The organism is Methanosarcina sp., assembly GCF_049706645.1.
In the GTDB taxonomy this organism is placed as follows: domain Archaea; phylum Halobacteriota; class Methanosarcinia; order Methanosarcinales; family Methanosarcinaceae; genus Methanosarcina.
The window spans coordinates 23,342-45,672 of the sequence record NZ_JBNAKP010000035.1 but is presented as its reverse complement, the minus strand read 5'-3'; the positions used below and the strand labels follow the sequence as shown (position 1 = coordinate 45,672).

Sequence of the window (22,331 nt, the reverse complement as noted above, 5' to 3'; positions counted from 1 at the left end):
AATATGTAGTCAGCCAGGAAAACCTGGTTTACAACTGAAACCTATCCTGATTACATTGTTACTGGATCGTTCGACTGGGATTTTAGAGCCAGGGGATGCCTCTGTTCAACAAGCCTCCCGTAAAGGTTCGCAATGAATATCGAGTTTGTAAAGAACATGGCTGGTATTCCGACGAGTACAATTGAGAGAATTGCAAAAACAATGATAAGAGCATACTGTTTCAGTACTGCTATAATATAATCTCCAAGGTTGTCCCTGACAACATCCAGCAATTGAAATTCAAAAAAAGACTCAATGGTTTGCTTCCTGAAGAAATTAACCACAAGAATAGGAACTACAAAGAAGCCGAGCAGAAAGCTAACGAGATTTCCCAGGGTTTCATTGATAGAAGTTGCTGCAAAAACTATAGCGATATATAAGACATAGAAAGGAAGAGTTTTAAGGAAAGTAATAAACCCCAGCTTCAAGTCTTCCATAAAATCGAGTTTAATGAGCCCTTCATACCTGCCTTCAATAAATTCGTTGACAAGCCTTACACCATAACCGAAAAGTATAAGCCATCCCAGAACCGGAATGAACAGCCAGAGCACGTAGAGAAGCCTTTTTGGCGTTTTGAATGGATATTTAAAAGCATCTGAAAAACTTATAGTCTCCATATAATCACCCAGAGTAACTCGGTCTTTCAAATATATGAAACTTTGTAAAAATAAGAAAGGTGTTGTGCAAATAAGTTAAATATAACTTAGAAAATGGAACTTGAGATAATAGATTAATAGGCTAATTTAAAAATTTAAGGCGATCAAAAAAGAATTAGCAAAGTATTTGTTGCATGATTCTCAAAATAAAATTGGTGGGATCGGGGTGAATAGTCCCCGGATCTTCTCACACGCTATATAGAAAAGAAACATTTATTCAGGAGTTATTTTTTCTTCTTTTCCTTTGCAAGTTTCTTCTTGGCATCCTTGCTGCCTGCAGAAGCCATCTTTTCAAGCTCTTCCATCTTTTCTTTCTTAGCGCTCTTCTTCTTATCCATATCTTTTTTAGACATTGCCATAGTGCGTACCTTCATAGACTTTGGTGAAGTTGCAATATCTGTTCAGGCGTTACTGATTTGAAATGCCTTAAGTAGATATCGCGTAATTCATCATTCTCAGTGTTAAAAGTATTTATCAGTTTCCCGCCAGATAAAATTTTTCTAGCAGAGTATAGGGTTAGATTAAAGCTTTGAATTTATCCGATACAGAATTAAAAAAATTGGAGAAAGGGAATTAAAAGCGAGAAATTCCCTCAAATAACTTTTACCTGTTTTATAGTCCTTCTCTTTCCTTCCTGTACCTGCACATTGCCCCGACAAGCCCATTGAACGGGGGAGACGGCCTTCCGGGCCTTGACCTGAACTCGGGGTGGAACTGGGAACCAAAGAAGAAACGCTTGTCAGGAATCTCGGCAATCTCCATCCTGTTCTTGTTTTTGCCGGAAAAGACAATGCCAAAAGACTCAAGCCTGTCCACGAACTCAGGGTTAACCTCGTACCTGTGCCGGTGGCGCTCGACAATATAATTGGTTCCGTAGATTTTTGCGGCAATCGAGCCTTCTTTAAGGATAGCCTCATAGTCTCCAAGGCGCATGGTTCCGCCCATATCCGCAACACCGGTTTGCTCAGGCAGGATATCAATCACAGGATAAGGGGTATCTTCATCAAACTCCGTACTGTTTGCCTTTTCAAGTTTAGCCACATTCCTGGCAAACTCGATGACTGCAAGCTGCATGCCCAGGCAGATTCCGAGGAATGGGATATCGTTTTCTCTGGCGAACTTGATTGCCAGCATTTTGCCTTCGGTGCCGCGCCCGCCAAAACCGCCCGGAATAAGAATCCCATCGTACTGTATCAGCTTCTCAATCTCAGCCGGATCTTCTTCCAGAGTTTCGGCTTCAACCATATTGACTTCAACCCTGCACCTGTTATCGATTCCTCCGTGCTTGACCGCTTCAAGGATGCTGAGATAAGAATCCTCAAGATTAGTATATTTTCCGACGATTGCCAGTTTGACCATACTGGTTGTGGATTTCATCCTTGCGACCATTTCTTTCCACCCACCGTTTTCGACACCTGATTCCAGTTGCAGGTGTTTCATGAGCTGGGTGGTCAATCCCTGCTCTTCTATAACAATAGGCACTTCATAAATATCATCGGCATCGTAAGCGCTGATAACCAGTTCCTGGGGCACGTCACAAAAAAGCGCGATTTTCTCTTTGGCACTTTCCTGAAGAGGAGTTTTTGACCTTGCAACTATCACTTCAGGGCTAAGACCAAGGGCACGGAGTTCCTTTACAGAGTGCTGGGAGGGTTTGGTTTTTTGTTCACCCTGAAGGTCTTCCATAACAAGAGTCACATGAATAAATACGATATTTTCGGAAGGCTCTTCCCTGTGCATCTGGCGTACAGCCTCAAGGAAAGGCATGCTCTCAATGTCCCCGACAGTCCCTCCGATTTCAACAAGACAGATATCAGCCCCACTCCGGGCCGCGACCTTCCTGATCCTGTTTTTGATCTCATTTGTGACATGGGGAATAATCTGGACGGTTTTTCCGAGATAGTCCCCTCTCCTCTCTTTGGAAATGACTTCCTGGTAAATCTTGCCTGTAGTAAGGTTATGGTCCCTTGTAAGTTCCGTGTCAAGGAATCGCTCGTAATTCCCAAGATCCAGGTCAACTTCACCTCCGTCCTTGAGCACAAAGACTTCCCCGTGCTGGTAGGGGCTCATGGTGCCTGCATCAATATTGATGTAAGGGTCGATCTTGATAGCCGTAACTTTATAGCCTTTATTTTTAAGGTTTCTGCCAATGGATGCGATGGTAATGCCTTTTCCAAGCCCGCTCATCACCCCACCGGTAACTACGATATACTTCATGGGTAAGCTTCCTCAATAGTGTTCCTAATAGCGGTTTTAGACTAAAGGATAATTACATGGAATTAAACAGGAAAATAATCAAATCAATAACGCGTAGGAAATCTGTCATTAATCCTTTGGTACGAACACAATACCAATATCGTCATGATATAAAAAACACTCTCTACTTCTAAAAAAGAACAGGCTCAAATAAGAAGTGGAAGTAAAAGAACAGACCTGCATAAAAAGGGAACGATTTTTGTAAATTCGTGATGCCAAGTGACTGCGGCAGGAAAAACACGGAAGGAGGGAGAAAAAAGTACAAAAAAGTACAATTCTCCAGTCTTTCGGCGACCCCGAAATTATGAATATTCAGGATAAATTCTTCCGTGCTTTCTCAGTCAGGAACCTGAAATTATGGGTGGAAGTATCAGGTTGAAACCGGGTTTTCCTGAGGGTTTAACCGTCTTCTGCAATTTTTAGCAGTATATATGTCATACAGGTCACAAAAAGGATTGAAAATAAAAGAGACTGGGCAAAGCTTACTTTAAACTGCAGGCCCGCTGGCAGAATAAAGTAGAGGAAGAATAAGCCTATAAGCAGTAAAAAGCCTCCAAAAGCCATACTCAGAGGAAGTTTTTCATTTCCACTTACATTATGGGTTTTTCTTCCCGTGGAAGCTGGAAAGCCTCCTGTAAAACTTTTACGAATAAAAGACGAAAACGCACCAGAACCTTTTTCTCGTCCTGATTTCGGGCGAGATATCCTCTTTACAGGCAGTGCAACTGAGGGCTTTTGAGAATTCAATTCCTCTTCTTCATCTCCTGGATAGGTCTCATCCTTCGAGTGTTCCTGCGGCTTTGATTCAACTTTTCCAAGCTGGACTGGAAAACCTTTCTTTCTTGAGCCATAACCTGCTGTGATATAGACCTGCCCTTTTGTAAGCACCCTGCCTTCTTGCGGGATTCTTGCAACTGCGGAAACGTATTCTTTTTGAAGCACGTACGGGTTATCCCTCAGAAAAGTGATCTGACCTTTTAATTCATCACTTACTGAGAAGTGGATATGAGTAGGGGACCCGTAATTTGTGATCAGAACTTCAAAGGTTTCCTCTCCGCCGGGAGAAAGAGAAATCTCAACGCTTTCCTTTTCAAACTCAATTGAGTTTATTTCCTGCCGGTTGATAATAACATTCTGGAATATCTGCTGCAAGTTTAACCCTCACATCAGTTCCTGAGGTCAGGAGGAAGCAAATTCGGGATTCCCTCATCTATTGGATAGTGCTCTTTGCATACAGGGCAGTAGAGGGTTCCGGAGATGACCTCGTCTTTGTTTTCTTCAACAACGTTCAAAATCAGGTCGCCCTTGCATATAGGGCAGGCCAGAATGTCCATAAGATCTTTTTTCACCAAAATTCACCGTTAAAGCCGCTTTCCGATAGGGGAAGAGAGAATATTACTTCTGGTCGGAATAATTATGATTCTCACTTTTCTTCATCCTGTGAGCTTCAACTTTATCCCGCTATTTACGGTATTCAATTCATCCTCCTATTTTAATGTAATCTATATATTTACAGGCACCTGTGATTTGAATTTTTTATCAGTCATATCAAATCATATTACCTTATATATGAATTAAAATGGGGCTTTTTTAAAAAAGTTTATAAAACAATAAAATTTGATAATTCTGAAGGTTTTTTTAGATTAGCCGGTTTTTAGATCACATGGAACCTAATATCAAGAAAAAGGGAATTCAATATCAGGGAATTGAGAATTTAACCGGGTTACTTACTTCACGAATACAGGTTTAAAAGTTAATTAATAGATCTGGAAATTCACTAACAGATTTAAAACTTAATATTCAAATCCGGAGATAGAAACATAACTCCGGAGAGTTCGAGAAAATAAAGAAAAATCGTGGGATATGAGATGAAACAGGAAATATACGAGAAAAGCATTGACCCTGCAACCCGGATCATGCTCCAGAAAGCCGAGGTAGAAGGCATTGAAACTGCCTGGGACAGGTACGAGAAGCAACTACCCCAGTGCAGTTTCGGACAGCTCGGGATCTGCTGCCGGAATTGCAATATGGGCCCCTGCCGGATAGATCCCTTCGGGGAAGGAGCTGACAGGGGAATTTGCGGGGCTACTGCAGATATTATAGTTGCAAGAAACCTCCTGAGAACAATTGCCGCAGGTGCAGCAGCTCACTCCGATCATGCAAGAGATGCAGTGCTGACCTTTAAGAAAATGAGCGAAGGAGACGCTGGAAGTTACAGCATAAAAGATGAAGCAAAACTATTATCCCTTGCATCGGAATATGGAATTTCCTCAGAAGAGGGAAGCCGGGAGGAAGTGGCAGCCAGACTCGCAGATGCACTGCTTCTGGAATTTGGAAAACAGAATGGTCCCCTCCTGTGTACCAGAAGAGCTCCTGAGTCTAGGCTCAAACTCTGGGCCGAACTTGGAATAGAACCCAGGGGAATTGACCGCGAAATCGTAGAATGCATGCACAGGACCCATATTGGTGTGGACAATAATGCGGTCCATATCCTGCTGCAAGGGCTGCGCACAGGACTTTCGGACGGCTGGGGAGGGTCAATGATCGCCACCGATATCCAGGATATACTCTTCGGAACCCCGCAGCCGAGAAGAAGCACCGTTAATCTGGGGGTGCTGTCCAGGGACAAGGTAAATATAATTGTCCACGGGCACGAACCGATTCTTTCAGAAATGATCGTGGAAGCTGCAGAAGATCCCGAACTTCTTAAGCTTGCACAGGAAAAGGGCGCAGCAGGTATCAACGTTGCCGGGATCTGCTGTACTGGAAACGAAACCCTTATGCGGCATGGGACTCCCATAGCAGGAAACTTCCTCCAGCAGGAACTGGCAGTAATTACAGGCGCTGTGGAAGCTATGGTTGTAGATGTCCAGTGTGTTATGCCATCTCTTGGGGAGCTTACGGGCTGCTATCACACAAAGTTTATATCTACATCCCCAAAAGCCGATTTCCCCAATACCGTAAGAATGGAATTCCATGAAGATAGGGCTTATGAAACCGCAAAAGAAATCGTAAGGGCAGCCGTTGAAAACTTCCCTAACAGGATTCCGGAAAAGGTTACTATACCGGAAGAAAAACAGGAGTGCATGGTAGGCTTCAGTGCCGAAGCTATCCTCGGTGCGCTTGGCGGAAGCCCTGACCCTCTTATTGAGGCGATAAAAAGCGGGGCAGTTTGGGGAATAGGGGCTGTTGTGGGCTGTAACAATATAAAAGTAAAGCACAATTACGGGCATGTCAATCTTGTTAAGGAACTGATCAAAAACAATGTGCTTGTGATCACGACCGGCTGCAACGCAATTGCCTGTGCCGAGGCAGGGCTGCTTTTGCCGGAAGCTTCCGAACTTGCAGGCGACGGGCTGAAAGCCGTCTGTAAGGCGCTTGGCGTACCCCCTGTCTTGCACATGGGTTCCTGTGTTGATATCAGCCGTATCCTTGTGCTTTCAGCCGCACTTGCAAACCGCCTGGGTGTGGATATAAGCGACCTTCCGGCAGCAGGAGCAGCCCCTGAATGGATGAGTGAAAAAGCAGTCAGTATCGGGACTTACGTAGTTTCATCAGGCGTATTTACTGTACTTGGTGCTGTTCCGGCTGTTCTTGGAAGCCAGGCCGTTACATCCCTCCTGACAGGAGGTTTAAACAGCGTGGTAGGAGCAAGTTTCGCAGTTGAGCCCGATCCTTTCAAAGCCGCAGACCTTATGCTTGAGCACATTGATGGGAAAAGAAAGGCACTGGGCCTGATCTCAGAGAGATGATTTATAATGAAAGACATAGTTATTCGGCCCGAAAGCTGCCTGGGCTGTCGCTCCTGTGAGGTTGCCTGTGCCGTTGAACATTCCGAGAGCAAGAATCTTTTTTTGGCTATAGGAGAAAAACCGGCTCCGAAAAAACGCATCTGTCTGGATTATATCCCTGGCCTTGAGATCTCTCTTCCCATTACCTGTCGCCACTGCGAGGATGCGCCCTGTGTTTCGGTTTGCCCTTCAAAAGCTCTTCACCAGGATGAAGTTACCTGCACGGTAAGTCACAATCCTGAACGCTGTGTAAACTGCTGGACCTGTTCTACAGTATGCCCCCGTTTTATTTCTCTATACCAGTTGATTCTTGTTATGGGCTGCTGGACCAGCTCCATGTCATCACATCACGGAGTAATCAACAGGCAAGCTGAAGCAGGGATAAAATGTGATCTCTGCGAGGGCAGAGATGTGCCTGCCTGCGTTGAAGCCTGCCCGACACATGCCCTCATTTTCTGCGAGGTGGGAGAGAATTAAAGAATGAAATATTCCTGAAACGCTCCGGGACTCTTGGAATAATCAAATTCGGTGGTGCATCCCACCTCAGGCAACAGGGCCTGTTGTGCCACCGCTACCTTTCTGGATGAGATTATATAAAGGAGTGTTGTCCTATTAATTATAGAATTAAAAAGAAAATGGGGAGTCAGACATGATCAGTAATGTTTACAGGAAGATAATGGTTGCAACCGACGGTTCGGAACCCGTCCGAAGAGCAGTCGAAAGAGCAGTTGAAATCGCAAAAATAAGCGGAGCAAAACTGTATGCTGTATATGTGATCGCCGCCGGAGGGCTTTCAATACCCTCCTATCCCAAGGATGTGGGGTGGGAAAGGGCCACTCTAGAATACTTCAGGACCGAAGGCGAGGAGGCAACGGCTTATGTCGAAAATTCCGGGAAAGCTGAAAATATCGAGGTTGAATCCGTAATCCTGGAAGGAAACCCTGCGGATGAGATTGTTGATTTTGCGGAAAAAAACGATATTGACCTTATCGTCATGGGTACACTGGGAAGAACCGGAATCCAGAAATTCCTCCTCGGAAGCGTGGCCGAAAATGTTGTAAGGCATGCAAAAAAAGCAGTACTTGTCGTAAGGGGAGAAACTGTCTAAAAAGGCAAATAAGTATACAGGCATTAAAATTTTCAGGGCAGGAGTCTCAGATCTTTTCCGGATATATTGATTTACCTCTCTATACAAATAACTAGCAATGATAGGCCTTTTAATCCAGGTGCTTGATTTTGCGCTTCCCGTACTAGCAATGATTTTTGTGGGGCTTGTAGGTACAGGTGTACTTGTAGAACTGGGCCTGATGCAGAAATTTTCCAGGCTTGTACGCCCTATTTTTGCCTACACCAACCTGCCCGACACCTGCGCTTCAACCTTCCTGGTTTCAATAGGTTCTACGGTGGCTGCAAACAGCATGCTTTTCCAGGCAAAAAAAGAAAATTGCCTGGAGGATAGGGAGATCTTACTATGTGCGATGATGAATGCTACGCCTGCTTATTTTCGGGAACTTTTCACTTACCAGATTCCGGTAGTCCTGCCTGCACTTGGCCTTGTGGTAGGGGGGTTTTACTCCCTTGTGTTCATTGTCACTGCAGTTTTTAAAATCCTGGTAGTTGCAATTGCAAGCAAGCTGTTCCTTAAAGGCAACTCCTGCAGAGCTCCTGAACCACAGGACCGGGAGAAAGTATCCTTAAAAACTGCAGTTGACCGGGCTTTCAGGAAAGAGTTCAGGGCTTTCTTAAAGATTGCAGGAGTTTACCTTATTGCAACTACCATTGTCTTCGCACTTCAGGAACAGGGAGCTTTCGAAATTTTCAGCGTGCTTCCCCTTGCGGAGTTTTTTAAAATCCCACCCGAATCAATTGTTCCGCTAACAAGCTACGTAGCCAGCCCTATCCTGGGAATTTCACTTCTGGGCCCGATGATTCACTCAGGGGAGATAACAAATATACAGGCAATGATTGTGCTCATGCTTGGCAGCATGTTCATGCTCCCTATTTTTGCACTTCGCAGCCAGCTCCCAGGAAAAGTAGCGATTTTCGGAACTCGACTGGGCTTTCAGATTGTCGTATACTCAACCGCGATAAGCGTGCTTGTAAGGCTCGCAATCCTGTTATTACTTTTAAGCATTGCCCCATAATACAGGAACTGTCTGGCTATGAGTTATCAGCAAAGGGATTGTAGTAAGTATTACAGTAAAGGAATTGTCAATGCAAGAATTGTAGGTACAGAAGTTTTCAGAAAAAAGTTTCTTAAAGAACAGATGATACAAAAAATTAAGGAAGAATATTAGAAATGAAAGAAAAATAGAGAAAAAATAACTAAAGTTTACTTGTATAAACTTAACAAAGATATAAAAAACACAGCAGTGAACGGGGGTTTTTGGAGGAGGTTAAAATATGTTGGATATAATTATTGTCAATAATATTTGTTTTTGAGCTTTACCCGTTCACTACCCCCTTCTGACGATTAAGCTATATATAAGTGTTTTGGCAGGTCAAAAAGTTAATTCCTTTTTGTGCCAGAATCGTAAGGAGTAAATCATATTTTAAGGACTTTTTGTCCGCAGATAACTAATTAGGACAATACTAAAACAGTATTAAAACAGTATTAAAACAGTATTAAAACGATATTAAAGCAGTATTAAATTTTGTTATTTCATTTATTCCATATAAAGACTGAAATAATCTGAATCAGTAAATAAATTAAAACTTAGCGAAAAAGTAATTTATATAATAAGTATATATATCAATATGGGATGGAATGCATTTTCCGGAAAATGTAGACGGATAAAGAAGAGACCTGCGCAACGGAAAGTTTCCGGAAGTTTGAAATTGTACAATATAATGCAAAAATTGTAATGCAAAAATGATAACATTGAAATTTGCGATGTTAATACTGGGGGATTTTAATTTGGAAGGCAAAAATTATGAAAAGATAATGATTGCAACCGATGGTTCGAAACAGGTAAGAAAAGCAATTGAGGCCGGAATCGAGCTTTCTAAGCTCACCGGAGCAAAGCTCTATGCTGTATACGTAATTGTCCCGGCAGGTTATTCTCCGAGAGATTTCGGGTGGGAGGAGTCACTGAGGGAGTTTTTAGAGGGTGAAGCAAAAAAAGCCGTTACTTCTGTGGAGGATGCAGGAAGAACCGCAGGCGTTCAGGTAGAACCTATAATTCTTGAAGGGCATCCGGCAGACAAAATTCTGGAATTTGCAGAACAGGAAGGCGTAAACCTTATAATTATGGGAACACTTGGAAGATCCGGGCTTGATAGGTTCCTGCTGGGGAGTGTAGCTGAAAAAGTAGTAAGGCATTCAAAAATACCGGTAATGGTCGTAAAAGGCGAAAGTTCGAAATAAAGAACCCGGTAATTCTTTAAATGAAATGTTTTAAATGAATGTTTTAAATGAAACGTTTTAAATGAATTGTTTTGAATGAATTGTTTTGATGAATGCAATGTTATTAATTATTAAGAGATTAATATTAATTTTTAGTGTAACATTAAAAATTAATGTTAAAATTGCTTAAGAAAACCAGTTCTTGAAAAATAAAAGGGCCCTTCAAGAGCCCTTAACCTACTACACTCATATTCGAAACCCGAATAGAAGGTGTAATTATTCCTCCGACTTTCCTTACATCAAAGCCTGCCCCTGTGATTTGTTTTAGGAGCTCGAAAGCATTGCCCGAAATCATGAGAGACTTTACAGGCTTATCAAGAGCTCCGTCTTTAATCGTGAAAGCATTTCTGGCTTCTACGGAGAAGTCTCCTGAAATGGAGTTTGCTGTGTGGGCACCGATTACCGTATTTACGAAAACCCCGGACCGGGTATCAGCAATAACGTCCGTTTGAGGATAATCGATAATAAAGTTCCTTAGCCCTACTGAAGGGGGGCTTGTATAAGAAGACCTTGAGCCGTTTCCTGTGCTTTTCACACCTGCTTTTCCTGCGGTATAACTGTCATAGAGATAAGTTTCAAGCACACCTTTCTCAATTACCGTATTACGCTGCGAAGGAACACCTTCGTCGTCCGAAGCCGAAGTCTCGATTCCTGCCTCAATCAGGCCATCATCGTAGATATTGAGTTCAGGAACTGCCAGTTCTTCCCCGAGTTTATCTATCAAACCCGATCTTCCCTTCTGGATATTGTCGGCGTCAAGGGAAGGGGCAAGCGCTTCCTCAATAATATCAGATAAAGCAAAAGGATGGAAAACCACATCAGTCTTTTGAGGTTCGATCTTTATTCCGCCATTAGACTTCAGCGCAAGCTCGGCTGCATTCTTTCCGAGAGCAAAGAAATCAATATCAAGAGAACGTGAAACCGCAAAATCATAGGCTGTTGAAGTCTGCCCGTTGACCGTAATGACGTCCACAAAACCGGAAACCGCTGTTGATTCTTCTTCGATTTCTATGCCATTCGTGTTCAGGATAAGTTGCCTGCCCTTTGCCCTGGTAAAGCCTCCTGAAGTCGGAAGCGTGCCTGGAACTTCCTTCGTACCTTCAATGAGGGCCAGGGCATACTCAATACAGGCTTCAAGTTCCAGAGCTTCAACTTTTTTATCGAAGATGCCCGAGACCTTTGGATATTTTCCGTTCGAAGGAAGACTTACCCAATCAGGGTCGCTCTCCCTGACCCTGGCTTCGGCGACTGCAACCTCAACAGCATTTTGGATCTGGGATGCCGAATTCGTACTGGCAAAACCAACGGCTCCGTTTACTATAGCCCGGATTCCTATGCCTTCCGAGAAACGGTCCTTAGCGTTTTCTATGGCATCCTTTTTGAAATTCACGCCTGTTGAGCGGTTTGCAGCGTAATAAATTTCAGCTTCTTCAGCCCCTGCTTTTTCTGCAAGCCCGAGGGCTTTTCTTGCAAGCTCATACATCTTCAGGCACCTCCCACAAGGGCTTTTGAGATAGCCAGGTGAGGAGAACCGTCTGATACGGATACAAGCTGCCCGGCTTTTCCGCATCTGCCTGCAGTCATTTTCAGGTCGTTGCCCACAAGAGCTATGTGGTTTAGAATTTCAAGGGTTTTGCCGGAAAGAGAAACGTCCCGTATAAGCTCGGTGAGTTCTCCGTTCCTTATCAGATATCCTTTTTCGGCATTGAACTGGAAAATACCTTCCCCGGTATTCACCTGTCCTCCTCTGGACCCTATGAGATACATCCCGTCCTTTACCTCTTCAAGCATCTCTTCAAACCTGGCATCCCCGTTATCTATGAAGGTATTGCTCATCCTGACAACAGGCATAGAATAGCCCTGAGCTCTGCAGTTCCCTGGAGTTCCCCCAAGTTTTGCTGCAGTTTCCCGGGAATGGAGATAAGAATTGAAGACTCCGTTCTTGATTATTTCTGTCCTTCTTGATTGTGACCCTTCAGCATCAAAAGGATAATACCCGAACTCGTGCAGAGTAGGGTCATCGATGATCGTAATAAGAGGAGATGCGATCTGCTCTCCGATCCGGTTTTCAAGGATGGAATCCCCTTCAAGGACAAGATCGGCTTCGGACGCATGCCCAACGGCTTCGTGGGCAAAGACGCCGGCCAGCTCCTGGTCAAGAATCACAGGCATTTCTCCGCCTTTAGGGGTTTTTGCATTGAGAAGTTCGACTGCGGTATTTCCTGCCTTGCCGGCAAGTTCCAGGACGTTTTCTTTCTTAAAAAGCTCATACCCGTACCCAAAACGGCTTTCTCTGCCTGCCTGGTATACGCCATTCTCGGAAGCAACTGCAGAAACCGCAAAACCGACGTTCAGCAGTTCATAAGCCGATTCAATACCATCGGAACTCCTGTATTCGACTTTAAACTCGGATTCCAGGTACATTACTTTGGTACTGTTGACGCCCTTTACTTTTGCACTGGTTTCTATGCTCTTTAAAAGGTCAACTTTTTCCTCAATAGAGACGTCTCTTGGGTCAATCCTGATTTCAGGAAGATTCTTTGTTTCAGGAGAATTTACGGCCGCAAGTTCTACATCTTCCTTGGGAGTACTGGCATTCATAGAAAAAGCAAGTTTTGAAGCAGCCTCAACACCCTGTTTAAGGTCAATGTCTCCTTCTACGGACGTATAGCCCCAGGAACCTCCACAAAGGGCCCTTACGCCAGCCCCCCGTGTGAAGTTTCTGGAAATTTCCTCGATCTTTCCGTTATCCAGGATAATAGAGGTGGAACTGCCCTCAATTACCCTGCAGTCATAAAATTTAATATCCTGCATAATATCTGTCATGATCAGTTCCTGCACCCAAAAAGATTCTTAGCCTGTACGGAAGCGGGTGAAACCTCAGGAATATCGAAGCTGAGTTTTGTAATGTTCTTTAGTTTTTCGATAATAGTATTCTTTCTCGGGCCTACAAGGCTGTGTTCCAGCACTTCCGCAATCGAGGAAACCGGAACAATCTGTATCTTTTCCCGGTATGCCTTTTCAATAAGAACATCTGCCTCGTTTGCTTTCGGGATGATAACTTTCTTCATGCCGGCCTGGGCTGCAGCCTCGATCTTGTAGGTTACTCCACCTACAGGCAAGACATCTCCCCTGACAGAGAGAGAACCTGTCATTGCCACGCTCTGATCCACAGGTATCCTTTCAATAGCTGAGATAACGGCCGTGGCGATGGAAACAGATGCGCTGTCCCCTTCCACACCTTCATATGTCCCGACAAACTGGATATGGATATCGTGGCGTGAAACATCAGTGCCTGTCATGTTCTTGATCACGGCAGAGACGTTCTGCACCGCTTCCTTTGCAATTGTCTTGAGCTTACCTGTTGCGATAATGCGTCCTTCGGCCCCGGAAAGTGCAGGGGTGACTTCGGAAACGATAGGGAGTACAATTCCTGAGTCTCCGCCCATAACTGCAAGCCCGTTAACCCTGCCCACAGCAGAACCTCTTCTGAGGAAAGATTCGTATTCCTTGCGGTGTTCCAGGTAACTGTCTGCAAGCTGCTGTTCAATGGATCTTGCGATTCTCTTTGCCGCAAGTACGTGCTCTGCGGTTGTTAATTGAGCGCCTTCGGAATGGGCAATGTCTCCTGCCACACGTACAAGCCCTCCAAGGTCACGAAGCTTCAGGGTAAGGTGCCCTTTCCTGCCTGCCCGCCTTCTGGCTTCCCGGATCACTTCTTCCACTGCACCTTCGTCAAAGTGAGGGATATGCCCGTCCCGAACAACTTCCTGGGCAACGAAGCGGACCATTTTCTTGCGGTTTTCAGGAGTATCTTCCATTGAATCCTGCATGTAGACTTCGTAGCCGTAACCTTTTATTCTTGACCTGAGCGCTGGGTGCATCTTCTGAACGGCATCCAGGTTCCCTGCAGAGACCATAATAAAGTCGCAGGGCACAGGCTCGGTCTTGACAAGAGCGCCCGAACTTCTCTCGGACTGCCCGGTAATAGGGTACTCCTTTTCCTGGAGCGCAGTCAGGAGACTCTGCTGAGATTCCAGCCTGAGAGTGTTGATTTCGTCAATAAAGAGCACACCTTTGTGGGCCTTGTGAATATCTCCGGCCTCTACCCTGTCGTGAGCAGGGGTCTCGAGCCCGCCTGACTGGAACGGGTCGTGCCTTACGTCCCCAAGCAGAGCTCCTGCGTGAGCTCCGGTTGCATCGATGTAAGGTGCGTGCTCTTTGTCATAATTGGAAACCGCCATTTTCGGAATCATCATTTCTTCTTTAGGCAGGAACTGGCGGGTTAGCATGAGAATCATGATGCCTGCGATAATTCCCCAGAGCAACTGGGCAACAAAATAAGAGTAGATGATAATGCCCACAACAAAAAGCATCATGAGCATATTTCTGGCCTGGGCTTTCTTTCTGGCTTCCATTTTGTGAGCCATTACGATTTCTCTGCCCTTTCCGGCAGGAACCTCCCTGATTTTAGGGTTGTTCAGGTCTTCCATGTTAGGATATACAAGGATATCCTTGAGCTCTTCTTTAGGAAGAAGTTCTGCCATTGCTTTTGCAAGCAGGGATTTCCCTGTACCCGGGGTCCCTATCATCATGATGTGCCGTCTCTGGCTGGCTGCCTTTTTCACAACTTCTACGGCATGCTCCTGCCCCAGCACCTGGTCGATAAGGAGTTTAGGCACATCTATATTAGAAGTGTTTTCAAATAGGAAACCGATGTCAACATCTTCATCCATGTCCTGAACGGACTCAGACTCGGCCTTAACCTGGTTGGATTCAGGCCCAGTCATACCCATACCGGACTCATCCTTCTTCTGGTCGGCCTCAGACTTGTCTACGTCATGAACAGACTCGCCTATATTTTTGGCGGGCTCGTCCATCTTCCCCGAAGACTCGTCTATGTTCTGATTATTATTATACACCATGGTTAGCTCACATATTCGAACGTTATTGAATAGACGTTACTGATCGATATATATACCTGACGTTTTCGAAAAAATAACAGACTCAGTGATAAAATGATTGGCAAAAAGCGGATGTCACAATAACAACGAATTCCTGAAGTTACTGTACCCCATCCATACTTCGGCTAATTATATAGACTTGCTGTATATAAAATTAACCTACCACTGTATATACAGTATATAGAAACCTTTTGTTATAAACTATTTGCTAATTGCGTATTTGGCTCGAAAACGCAATAGAAATCAATTCTCAAATCAATGTTTAAGATAGTTTCAACTCTTTTATGATATCTCCCCTATATATACATTGAGCATTGTCCGCTAATTCAGAGCCAGTTCAGGGCTGGATCCGAGTAGTTCAAGGCTGTTTAAAAGCTGACCAGGAGTTAATTCAGAGCTCTACCCTTTCGGCTGCCCATAAACCGGCATCGACAGCTATTTAAAAAAACAAGAGGCATTTTTCTCTTATGTCCAGAAGCAAGGTAAGAAATCTTCTCCTACTGAAGCAAATTCACAGTGCTGTAGCCCAGATAAAGAAAGGCAAACTGGAGAAAGCCCTTGAAACCCTAGATAAAGCCGAAGACTCGGCAAGGAAAGCAAAATCTACTGACGCTCTCTATTATATTCTTTTTACGCGCGGAGGCATCCTTTATACTGCCACCAAGTACGATGAAGCCCTCGAAACCTATGAAAAAGCGCTCGATGCAGGTTCAGAACTTCTTAAAACTGATCCTGAAAATATCGACTACCAGCACTATATGGGCACAACTCTGAGCAATACCGGAAACCTTCTTAAGAAGAAAGGCGAAAATTCACGAGCTGCCGAATATTATACCCGTGCCCGTGAAACCTATGTAAACCTCCTGGCGAAAGAGCCCGGAAATGCAGTCTTCCGATCCTATGCCGGCGAGAACCTGAATAACTATGCAACTCTCCTTACCAATACGGGCTCTTTTGAAGAAGCGTGCGAAGTCCTCAGGCAAGCGATTGAGCTTTATGAAAAGCTTCTCGAAGAAAAGCCCGACAACCTGGGCTATCAGGCCGAACTCTCAGTTGCGCTCAGCCAGCTCGGAAACTGCCTCACCCGGCAGGGCCCGGAAAAATACGAAGCAGCAAAGCCGAACCTTGAAAAAGCCCTCAGCATGCAGGAAAACCTTCTCACCCAGCAGCCTGAAAATGAGAATATCAAGGAAGCTATTACTTTGACCCGTGAAAGGCTGGAAAAGCTGGAAGCACTGGAAAAGGTGGGAGCACTGGAAAAACCGGAAGCACTGGAAAAGGTGGAAAAGAAAGAAAGGCTGGAGAATGTGAATAAGTCGGAAAATTCCGAACTTTAAAGGTTATCTTTCGAAAATAGAAGCATGTGCGCATAAAGCAAAATCAGCAGGCCTGCTACAACCCCCCAGATGAACTGGAAAGTAAAGTACGAATAAATAACCAGCCCAAGCACGAAGAGGGTAACAGCAATGTTTGCAAGCCTGACTCTTCTTTTTATTCCGGGATCATGCGGAGTCCCGGCTTCTTCTTCATTCAAGTCACGTTCCGTGAAGTAACTTCTTTCCCGCTTCATCAGGAAATAAAGCCTCATGATCAGGATATCAATAACTATGCCCCAGAGAAGCTGGCCGATATAAAGGGTGTAAAAAAGGATAGCTGCGAGAAAGATACTCACAAGTAGGAGGTATACTTTTTCGTGCTTGCGATATTTAGGAACGTCGATTCTATCCTTCCCCTGAATCCCTCTATCTTTTTCTTTTTCTACTCCCGTATCCACGTTATTTCTCTTTCCCCAAATACCTTTTTTAGAGATCAATAAGCATTAAAGTATTAGAAAACGTGGTTAAAGAAAGATATGAAACTTCGAACATCTATAATTTAGCTTTTAGTAATATATAAAGGAGTTGGAAGAAAAAGGTGATGACAGGAAAGAAAAAACATGGCCGAAACATAACCTATAAGACATCACAAGCCCGTCTTTTTATTATGCCTGCTGAGAAGTTGAGAGAAGAAGCAGTAAAATATTTCAATGAAGCCCTGGACCTGATGCAAAAAGGAAGCCTGGAAGAAGCCTTTGAATATCTCAAGAAAGCCGAAAGGATTGCACAGGGAGCAAAGGATGGAGCCATTCTGTTCCACACTTTAAAAGTAAGAGGCCAACTGTTACAGTCCCTGGGCAGGCTTGAAGAAGCCCTGGATACCTACACCTTTTCCTTAAGGATAAATGAAAAACTCCTCTCAAAAGAGCCGGAAAACAAACTTTACCTTGATACCCTCCTCATGAACCTGAACAACATCGGAAACCTTGGGAACATCTTTCGGAGAGCTGGCAACTTCCAATCCTCGCAGAAGTGTTATGAAATCGGCCTCGAAATCTGCCAGAAACGGCTTGATGCCAGACCAGAGAGCGAATTTTATCAAATGTACGCAGGAAACACCCTGAACAACCTGGGGGAACTGCTTGCCGGAATGGGACAAACCGAAGAAGCAGAAAAAAATTACGAAAAAGCCCTCAAAATCCAGGAAAAGCTCCTTAAAAATTACCCGGAAAATACGGAATATCTATCAGATGCAGTAATGATACTCAACAATCTCGGAACCCTGTTTTCTGAAAATGGGCAAAACGAAGAGGCAAAAGAAAACTTCAAAAAAGCGTTTGGGCTCCTTGGAATTCTGAGCGAAAAAGACCCTGAAAACAAAAAACTCAAGGAAGAACTCAGCCTCACGAGGGAAAATCTCGAAGCGCTCTGAAATCTAACCAAGGGCAGCCGTAATCAGCCTTGTGAGCTCGAATTTGTCCACGCGCCGTCTGCGCGGCTTTTTCCCAGTGTGCAAAGAAAAAGAAGCAAACTGTCTCTTATTCACACGTTTTGTTACAATTACAGCGTGAAAAAACACAATATTTAAGCTATCCTGAATTTATCTGCTTATTACTTCCGGGAGTTAGAAGGATTCAGCAGCCGGTCACACTTAAATGAGGTCTTAGAGCTGATGAAAAGTTACCGGAAGAAAGAAGCATAAATAGTTCTTGAAAGAAACTTAAAACCCAATAAAAAGTAAATCGAGCAAAGTATTTGTATAAAACGCACATTTTTCGTTCAGGAACTCACTTGTAAAGGCCGCTCTCCTTCGTCGAGCCTGAAAAGCTCCGTTAAAGACGCTACTCTCCAGCCCCGGCTAATAAGCAATCAAAAAACGAAAAAAGGGATAAGAAGGTAATTTTCGCCAAAAAAATCCTGTATTGGCTCATCTTGATGTAAACAAATCGAAAATATTCCCAAGCATGCTGCTGTCGGCCTGGTAGAATTCAGTATATCTACAGCGTTTGCAGGTGACGTGGGTGAATCTTTTATTCTGAACATCGAGGAGTTTGCTTAGAAAGCCGCCTGTACTGCGGATCTCGCCGGTTTCGTAAGAGGTATTACCGCACTTGGGACATACGAAGTTAACTTTTTTGCTCATTTTATAGTCTCGTTATTTTCTGATTTTGTTATTTTCTGATGCTGGTATTTTCTGATACTGGTATTTCCGACGGTTATTTTGTGAGTCTTTATTTTCCAGTCTCGTTTTTTGTAGTCTCACAGGAATCCGTCATTAGTCCGAAGTAGCTTTATGCTGGCAATATTTAACATTATTGCAAAAATAGAGGAAAGAAATATTAGATTAAAGAGTAATTACTGCGTAGAGCCATGAAAATAAAAGCTATAATCACAATTGCGCTTATAATCTCGGCTGCCCTGATGGCTGGAAAGATATCCCCGGAAATTAATACTGACCAGTTCAGGGAAGGGAAATATATCCACGTTGACACTATGGAAATCGCGTTCAGTAAAACTGATGCTCAAATCAGCATTGAATACCATCTAAGTCCCTTTGCCCAGGCTTACATATTTCTTTTCGGGAGCAAACATCTGGAGCCCAAGATAGAAGAGATTTTTTTTGATTTTGAAAATGTGAAAGTCCAGGAGATAGGGAGAACCAGTGCTTTAATTCAGGTGAAAGGCATTTCCAGACAAAGTGAGGAATATTACCTGCACGAGTCCAGGGAATTTGGAATGGCGCCTGATGTCCTTACTGTTGTTTACCCCGAGGGGGCCAGGAGAAATATCGAACACGCAAAAGCCACTCCAAACACTTTTTACGTTTGAAAAAGACCCGGTGTAGCTTCCAATTAATATTCATTGAGCCCGGATCTAAGGCTCCCGTTTCAAGAAGCCTCTCAATTTCCTTTTCACTCCTTTTAACTCCTTTAACGTCATTACTGTCAATTTTACTATTTCAGTTTCGTACTCCAGAAGAACTATTTCCGTTTCGCATCCATGGAAAGGCTTTTTCTTCCTTTCCAGAGGAAGGAGTTTCCGGAAACGGGCATTAATGCAGATATGTAGTACAAAAAGGCGATTTTATCCACTTTTTAGGAATATATATTTAATAAGAAACCCAATTTTCTTTGATAGCGATGGGAAGATTCAAACTGAAATGTCTGAAGTGCGGAAGAGAATACGGACAGGAATACAGGCTTACCTGTGAGAACGACGATGCCTTTTTGCGGGCGGAATATTTCGAAAAGAAGCTTGAACTGAGAAATCAGCCAGGCATCGGAAGATTTCATTCCTGGCTCCCAATCCAGGAAGAACTTACTACGGATGCAGGACCCATAACTTACAAAAGTGAGGCCCTAGCCAGGGAACTCGGGCTTTCAAACCTTTATATAGGGTTCAGCGGGTACTGGCCCGAAAGAGGGGCTTTTATTAAGACCTGCAGTTTCAAGGAACTAGAAGCCTACCCGACCATGCAGCTCCTGAAAGAAACCGGGGGAAAAGCCATAGTCCTCGCCTCTGCCGGAAACACAGGCCGGGCTTTTGCACACGTATCGGCTTTGACAGGAATTGACGCGTATATAGTGGTGCCGGATTCCGGAATTTCAAAGCTGTGGCTGCCCGAGGAGCCGACCGAATCCATTCATCTTATAAGCATGAGCCCTGGAAACGATTACACCGATGCTATCAATCTCGCAGGCCGGATTGCAAAGCTGCCAGGGATGGTTCCCGAAGGCGGAGCGAGAAATGTTGCCAGAAGAGACGGGATGGGTACTGTAATGCTGGATGCAGCCGTAACTATAGGCAAGATTCCTGACCATTATTTCCAGGCCGTCGGAAGCGGTACTGGAGGAATTTCAGCCTGGGAAGCCGCATTACGCCTCAGGGCCGACGGGCGGTTCGGACAAAAACTTCCGAAGCTTCAGCTTGCCCAGAACCTTCCTTTTGTGCCCATGTACAGCGCCTGGCAGGAAAGAAGAAGACAGATTATTCCCGAGCTTGATATGAAGGACGCAAAGAAACAGATCGAGGATACTTACGCCACCGTGCTTACCAACCGGGCTCCTCCGTATGGGGTTACTGGGGGGCTCTATGATGCACTCGCAGATACTGATGGAATAATGTACGCAATTACGAAAGAAGAAGCCCTTGAGGCCAAGGCCCTTTTTGAATCCCTGGAAGGGATCGATATCCTGCCTCCCTCGGCAGTTGCGGCAGCTTCCCTTTTAAAAGCCGTAGAGGCCGGAAAGGTCTCCAGGGACGAAACTATTCTTCTGAACATTGCAGGTGGAGGATACAGGCGCCTGAAAGAGGACTTCACACTTTTCCAGATCTCGCCGGTAGCTACTGCCGGAAACCCGGATGTGCCCCTGGAGGAACTGAATATCTGATTCGAAAAAACTGAGTTTGGAGAAAAAACCTAATTCGGAGAAAATTTGGTTTTTAGAAAATGTCTGAATTCGGAAATTATAGAAGAAATGAGAGAAAGAAAACTAAAGAGGTGTTTACGTGGCAAGTCCGGAAGAAGAAGTAATAGCAATTATGAAAAAAACAGGTATCGACCTTGCTGCAACTCTGCCCTGCGATAGGATCAAGAACTTACTTCCCCTGGTTTCGAAGAACTTTCCCGAAGTCCGTTTAACAAGAGAAGAGAACGGCGTGGGCATCTGTGCCGGAGCTTACCTGGCAGGTGGGAAACCCATGATGCTTATCCAGAGCACAGGGCTTGGGAATATGGTTAACGCCCTCGAATCCCTGAATGTAATATGCAAAATCCCCTTACCTGTCCTGACAAGCTGGCGCGGGGTTTACGGCGAAGGCATAGAAGCACAGGTTCCGCTTGGTGCCCACCTGCCGGCAATCCTTGAAGGAGCAGGACTGGAATACACAATAATCGATGAGGCCGAAAAGCTCTCTCTCCTTGAAAACGTAATAAACGACGCCTTTGAGAATTTAAGGCCACATATAGCCCTGGTCTCCCCTAAGGTTTGGGAAAATTCGGATTGCTGTGCCTGGGAAATTGCAGGAATGCCGGAAAAGCCAGAGGTTATGGAAAGGACATGCAGGTTTAACTTTACCAGGGAAACCCTAAAGCCAGAAATGCTCAGAAACGATGCAATTTGCGCAGTTGCTTCTCAACTTGATGGCGAAATTACGGTGACAAATCTGGGAGTTCCCTGCAAGGAACTTTATGCCTGCAAGGACCGGGATCTTAATTTTTATATGTTCGGGTCAATGGGGCTTGTCTCGTCGATAGGCCTTGGCCTGGCTCTTCAAACCGAGGAGACAGTCGTGACCTTTGACGGGGATGGCAGCCTGCTTATGAATCCTAACGCCCTGCTCGAAATTGCCAGAGAAGCCCCGAAAAACCTGATAATTATCTGCCTTGACAACGGCGCATATGGCTCCACAGGTTCGCAGGAAACCTGCGCCCTCCGCTATATTGACCTGGAAATTTTCGCTAATGCCTGCGGAATTCAGAATACGGCTAAAGTAAACAGCAGAGAGGGGCTAATAGAAGCTTTCAGTAAGTTTCGGGCCATGCAGGAACTTTCCTTTATCCATGTAATCCTGAAACCCGGAAATACAAAAGCTCCCAATATCCCCCTGAGCCCTGAAGAGATTACAAAACGCTTTAAAGAAGCACTAAAAGCCCAGAATTTAAAGAGGCTTTGAAAGCCTTAAGGCTTTAAGTGCAAGAGGCTAAAGAGGCTTTAAAAAATTGTATTTGAAAGTAAAAAAGCTGTGGAAATGGAATTTAAAAAATAAGTATCACAAATCGCAAGAGTATTAAAAAAGGAAAAGGAGAGAAGGAAAGGAAAGAAAATGGGAGGAGGGCGAGAGAAAAATATACCGGGCGATTATCGCTTTTTCTCGTTTGCTTTCTCTACTCCGGGATTTTC

The 22,331-nt window shown here is 44.4% G+C and carries 20 protein-coding genes; 10 read left to right on the top strand and 10 right to left on the bottom strand.

The genetic code is table 11. The annotated features are described in order from the left end of the window. Positions 1–50: 50 nt before the first annotated feature. The 5 genes from ACPK8D_RS12320 to ACPK8D_RS12300 form a co-directional block, all read right to left on the bottom strand. Complete coding sequence (locus ACPK8D_RS12320; RefSeq protein ID WP_424718147.1) at positions 51–656, bottom strand: DUF4013 domain-containing protein; 606 nt, start codon at positions 654–656, stop codon at positions 51–53. 263 nt (positions 657–919) lie between these two features. Beyond that, on the bottom strand, positions 920–1,048 hold the full coding sequence (locus tag ACPK8D_RS12315) for a hypothetical protein (protein WP_424718146.1): 129 nt from the start codon (positions 1,046–1,048) through the stop codon (positions 920–922). 259 nt (positions 1,049–1,307) lie between these two features. Then, the gene (pyrG, locus tag ACPK8D_RS12310; protein WP_424718145.1) at positions 1,308–2,912 is read right to left on the bottom strand and encodes a glutamine hydrolyzing CTP synthase; all 1,605 of its coding nucleotides are present in this window, start codon (positions 2,910–2,912) and stop codon (positions 1,308–1,310) included. A gap of 438 nt (positions 2,913–3,350) precedes the next feature. Beyond that, positions 3,351–4,103, bottom strand: coding sequence for a DUF7524 family protein (locus tag ACPK8D_RS12305; protein ID WP_424718144.1), 753 nt, complete (start codon positions 4,101–4,103; stop codon positions 3,351–3,353). Positions 4,104–4,117: 14 nt separating this feature from the next. Beyond that, on the bottom strand, positions 4,118–4,285 hold the full coding sequence (locus tag ACPK8D_RS12300) for a methytransferase partner Trm112 (RefSeq protein ID WP_424718206.1): 168 nt from the start codon (positions 4,283–4,285) through the stop codon (positions 4,118–4,120). Between the two features lie 534 nt (positions 4,286–4,819). Here ACPK8D_RS12300 and cooS point away from each other — a divergent pair. The 5 genes from cooS to ACPK8D_RS12275 all read left to right on the top strand — a co-directional run bounded on the left by cooS (position 4,820) and on the right by ACPK8D_RS12275 (position 10,109). Further along, entirely contained in the window at positions 4,820–6,703 is a 1,884-nt protein-coding gene (cooS, locus tag ACPK8D_RS12295; RefSeq protein ID WP_424718143.1) for an anaerobic carbon-monoxide dehydrogenase catalytic subunit, read from the top strand. Between the two features lie 6 nt (positions 6,704–6,709). Next, the gene (locus ACPK8D_RS12290) at positions 6,710–7,219 is read left to right on the top strand and encodes a 4Fe-4S dicluster domain-containing protein (RefSeq protein ID WP_424718142.1); all 510 of its coding nucleotides are present in this window, start codon (positions 6,710–6,712) and stop codon (positions 7,217–7,219) included. 172 nt (positions 7,220–7,391) lie between these two features. After that, the gene (locus ACPK8D_RS12285; RefSeq protein WP_424718141.1) at positions 7,392–7,850 is read left to right on the top strand and encodes a universal stress protein; all 459 of its coding nucleotides are present in this window, start codon (positions 7,392–7,394) and stop codon (positions 7,848–7,850) included. A gap of 97 nt (positions 7,851–7,947) precedes the next feature. Continuing rightward, positions 7,948–8,886 (top strand): nucleoside recognition domain-containing protein, encoded by a 939-nt coding sequence (locus tag ACPK8D_RS12280; protein WP_424718140.1) that lies wholly within the window; start codon positions 7,948–7,950, stop codon positions 8,884–8,886. Between the two features lie 773 nt (positions 8,887–9,659). Then, positions 9,660–10,109 carry a universal stress protein gene (locus ACPK8D_RS12275; RefSeq protein WP_424718139.1) on the top strand — a complete coding sequence of 150 codons (450 nt, stop codon included), beginning with the start codon at positions 9,660–9,662 and terminating at the stop codon, positions 10,107–10,109. Between the two features lie 211 nt (positions 10,110–10,320). On the opposite strand, the gene ACPK8D_RS12270 is transcribed toward ACPK8D_RS12275, so the two are convergent. The 3 genes from ACPK8D_RS12270 to lonB are packed head-to-tail and all read right to left on the bottom strand — an operon-like array spanning position 10,321 to position 15,073. Beyond that, the gene (locus tag ACPK8D_RS12270) at positions 10,321–11,631 is read right to left on the bottom strand and encodes a TldD/PmbA family protein (protein WP_424718138.1); all 1,311 of its coding nucleotides are present in this window, start codon (positions 11,629–11,631) and stop codon (positions 10,321–10,323) included. A 2-nt stretch (positions 11,632–11,633) separates the two neighbouring features. Beyond that, on the bottom strand, positions 11,634–12,974 hold the full coding sequence (locus tag ACPK8D_RS12265; RefSeq protein ID WP_424718137.1) for a TldD/PmbA family protein: 1,341 nt from the start codon (positions 12,972–12,974) through the stop codon (positions 11,634–11,636). A gap of 2 nt (positions 12,975–12,976) precedes the next feature. Then, on the bottom strand, positions 12,977–15,073 hold the full coding sequence (lonB, locus tag ACPK8D_RS12260) for an ATP-dependent protease LonB (RefSeq protein WP_424718136.1): 2,097 nt from the start codon (positions 15,071–15,073) through the stop codon (positions 12,977–12,979). Between the two features lie 506 nt (positions 15,074–15,579). Between lonB and ACPK8D_RS12255 the strand changes: the two genes are divergently transcribed. Then, on the top strand, positions 15,580–16,449 hold the full coding sequence (locus ACPK8D_RS12255; protein WP_424718135.1) for a tetratricopeptide repeat protein: 870 nt from the start codon (positions 15,580–15,582) through the stop codon (positions 16,447–16,449). Here ACPK8D_RS12255 and ACPK8D_RS12250 read toward each other — a convergent pair. Then, positions 16,446–16,886, bottom strand: coding sequence for a hypothetical protein (locus ACPK8D_RS12250; RefSeq protein ID WP_424718134.1), 441 nt, complete (start codon positions 16,884–16,886; stop codon positions 16,446–16,448). The two genes, ACPK8D_RS12255 and ACPK8D_RS12250, sit on opposite strands and share 4 nt — an antisense overlap. Before the next feature lie 143 nt (positions 16,887–17,029). Here ACPK8D_RS12250 and ACPK8D_RS12245 point away from each other — a divergent pair, with 143 nt between their 5' ends. Continuing rightward, complete coding sequence (locus ACPK8D_RS12245) at positions 17,030–17,860, top strand: tetratricopeptide repeat protein (RefSeq protein ID WP_424718133.1); 831 nt, start codon at positions 17,030–17,032, stop codon at positions 17,858–17,860. A 495-nt stretch (positions 17,861–18,355) separates the two neighbouring features. On the opposite strand, the gene ACPK8D_RS12240 is transcribed toward ACPK8D_RS12245, so the two are convergent. After that, positions 18,356–18,571, bottom strand: coding sequence for a zinc ribbon domain-containing protein (locus ACPK8D_RS12240; protein WP_424718132.1), 216 nt, complete (start codon positions 18,569–18,571; stop codon positions 18,356–18,358). 227 nt (positions 18,572–18,798) lie between these two features. Here ACPK8D_RS12240 and ACPK8D_RS12235 point away from each other — a divergent pair, with 227 nt between their 5' ends. The 3 genes from ACPK8D_RS12235 (at position 18,799) to comE (ending at position 22,104) form a co-directional block, all read left to right on the top strand. Then, positions 18,799–19,257, top strand: a complete 459-nt coding sequence (locus ACPK8D_RS12235) for a hypothetical protein (RefSeq protein ID WP_424718131.1) — start codon at positions 18,799–18,801, stop codon at positions 19,255–19,257. A 311-nt stretch (positions 19,258–19,568) separates the two neighbouring features. Further along, positions 19,569–20,819 (top strand): cysteate synthase, encoded by a 1,251-nt coding sequence (locus tag ACPK8D_RS12230; RefSeq protein ID WP_424718205.1) that lies wholly within the window; start codon positions 19,569–19,571, stop codon positions 20,817–20,819. 118 nt (positions 20,820–20,937) lie between these two features. After that, complete coding sequence (comE, locus tag ACPK8D_RS12225; protein ID WP_424718130.1) at positions 20,938–22,104, top strand: sulfopyruvate decarboxylase subunit beta; 1,167 nt, start codon at positions 20,938–20,940, stop codon at positions 22,102–22,104. Positions 22,105–22,331: the final 227 nt, after the last annotated feature.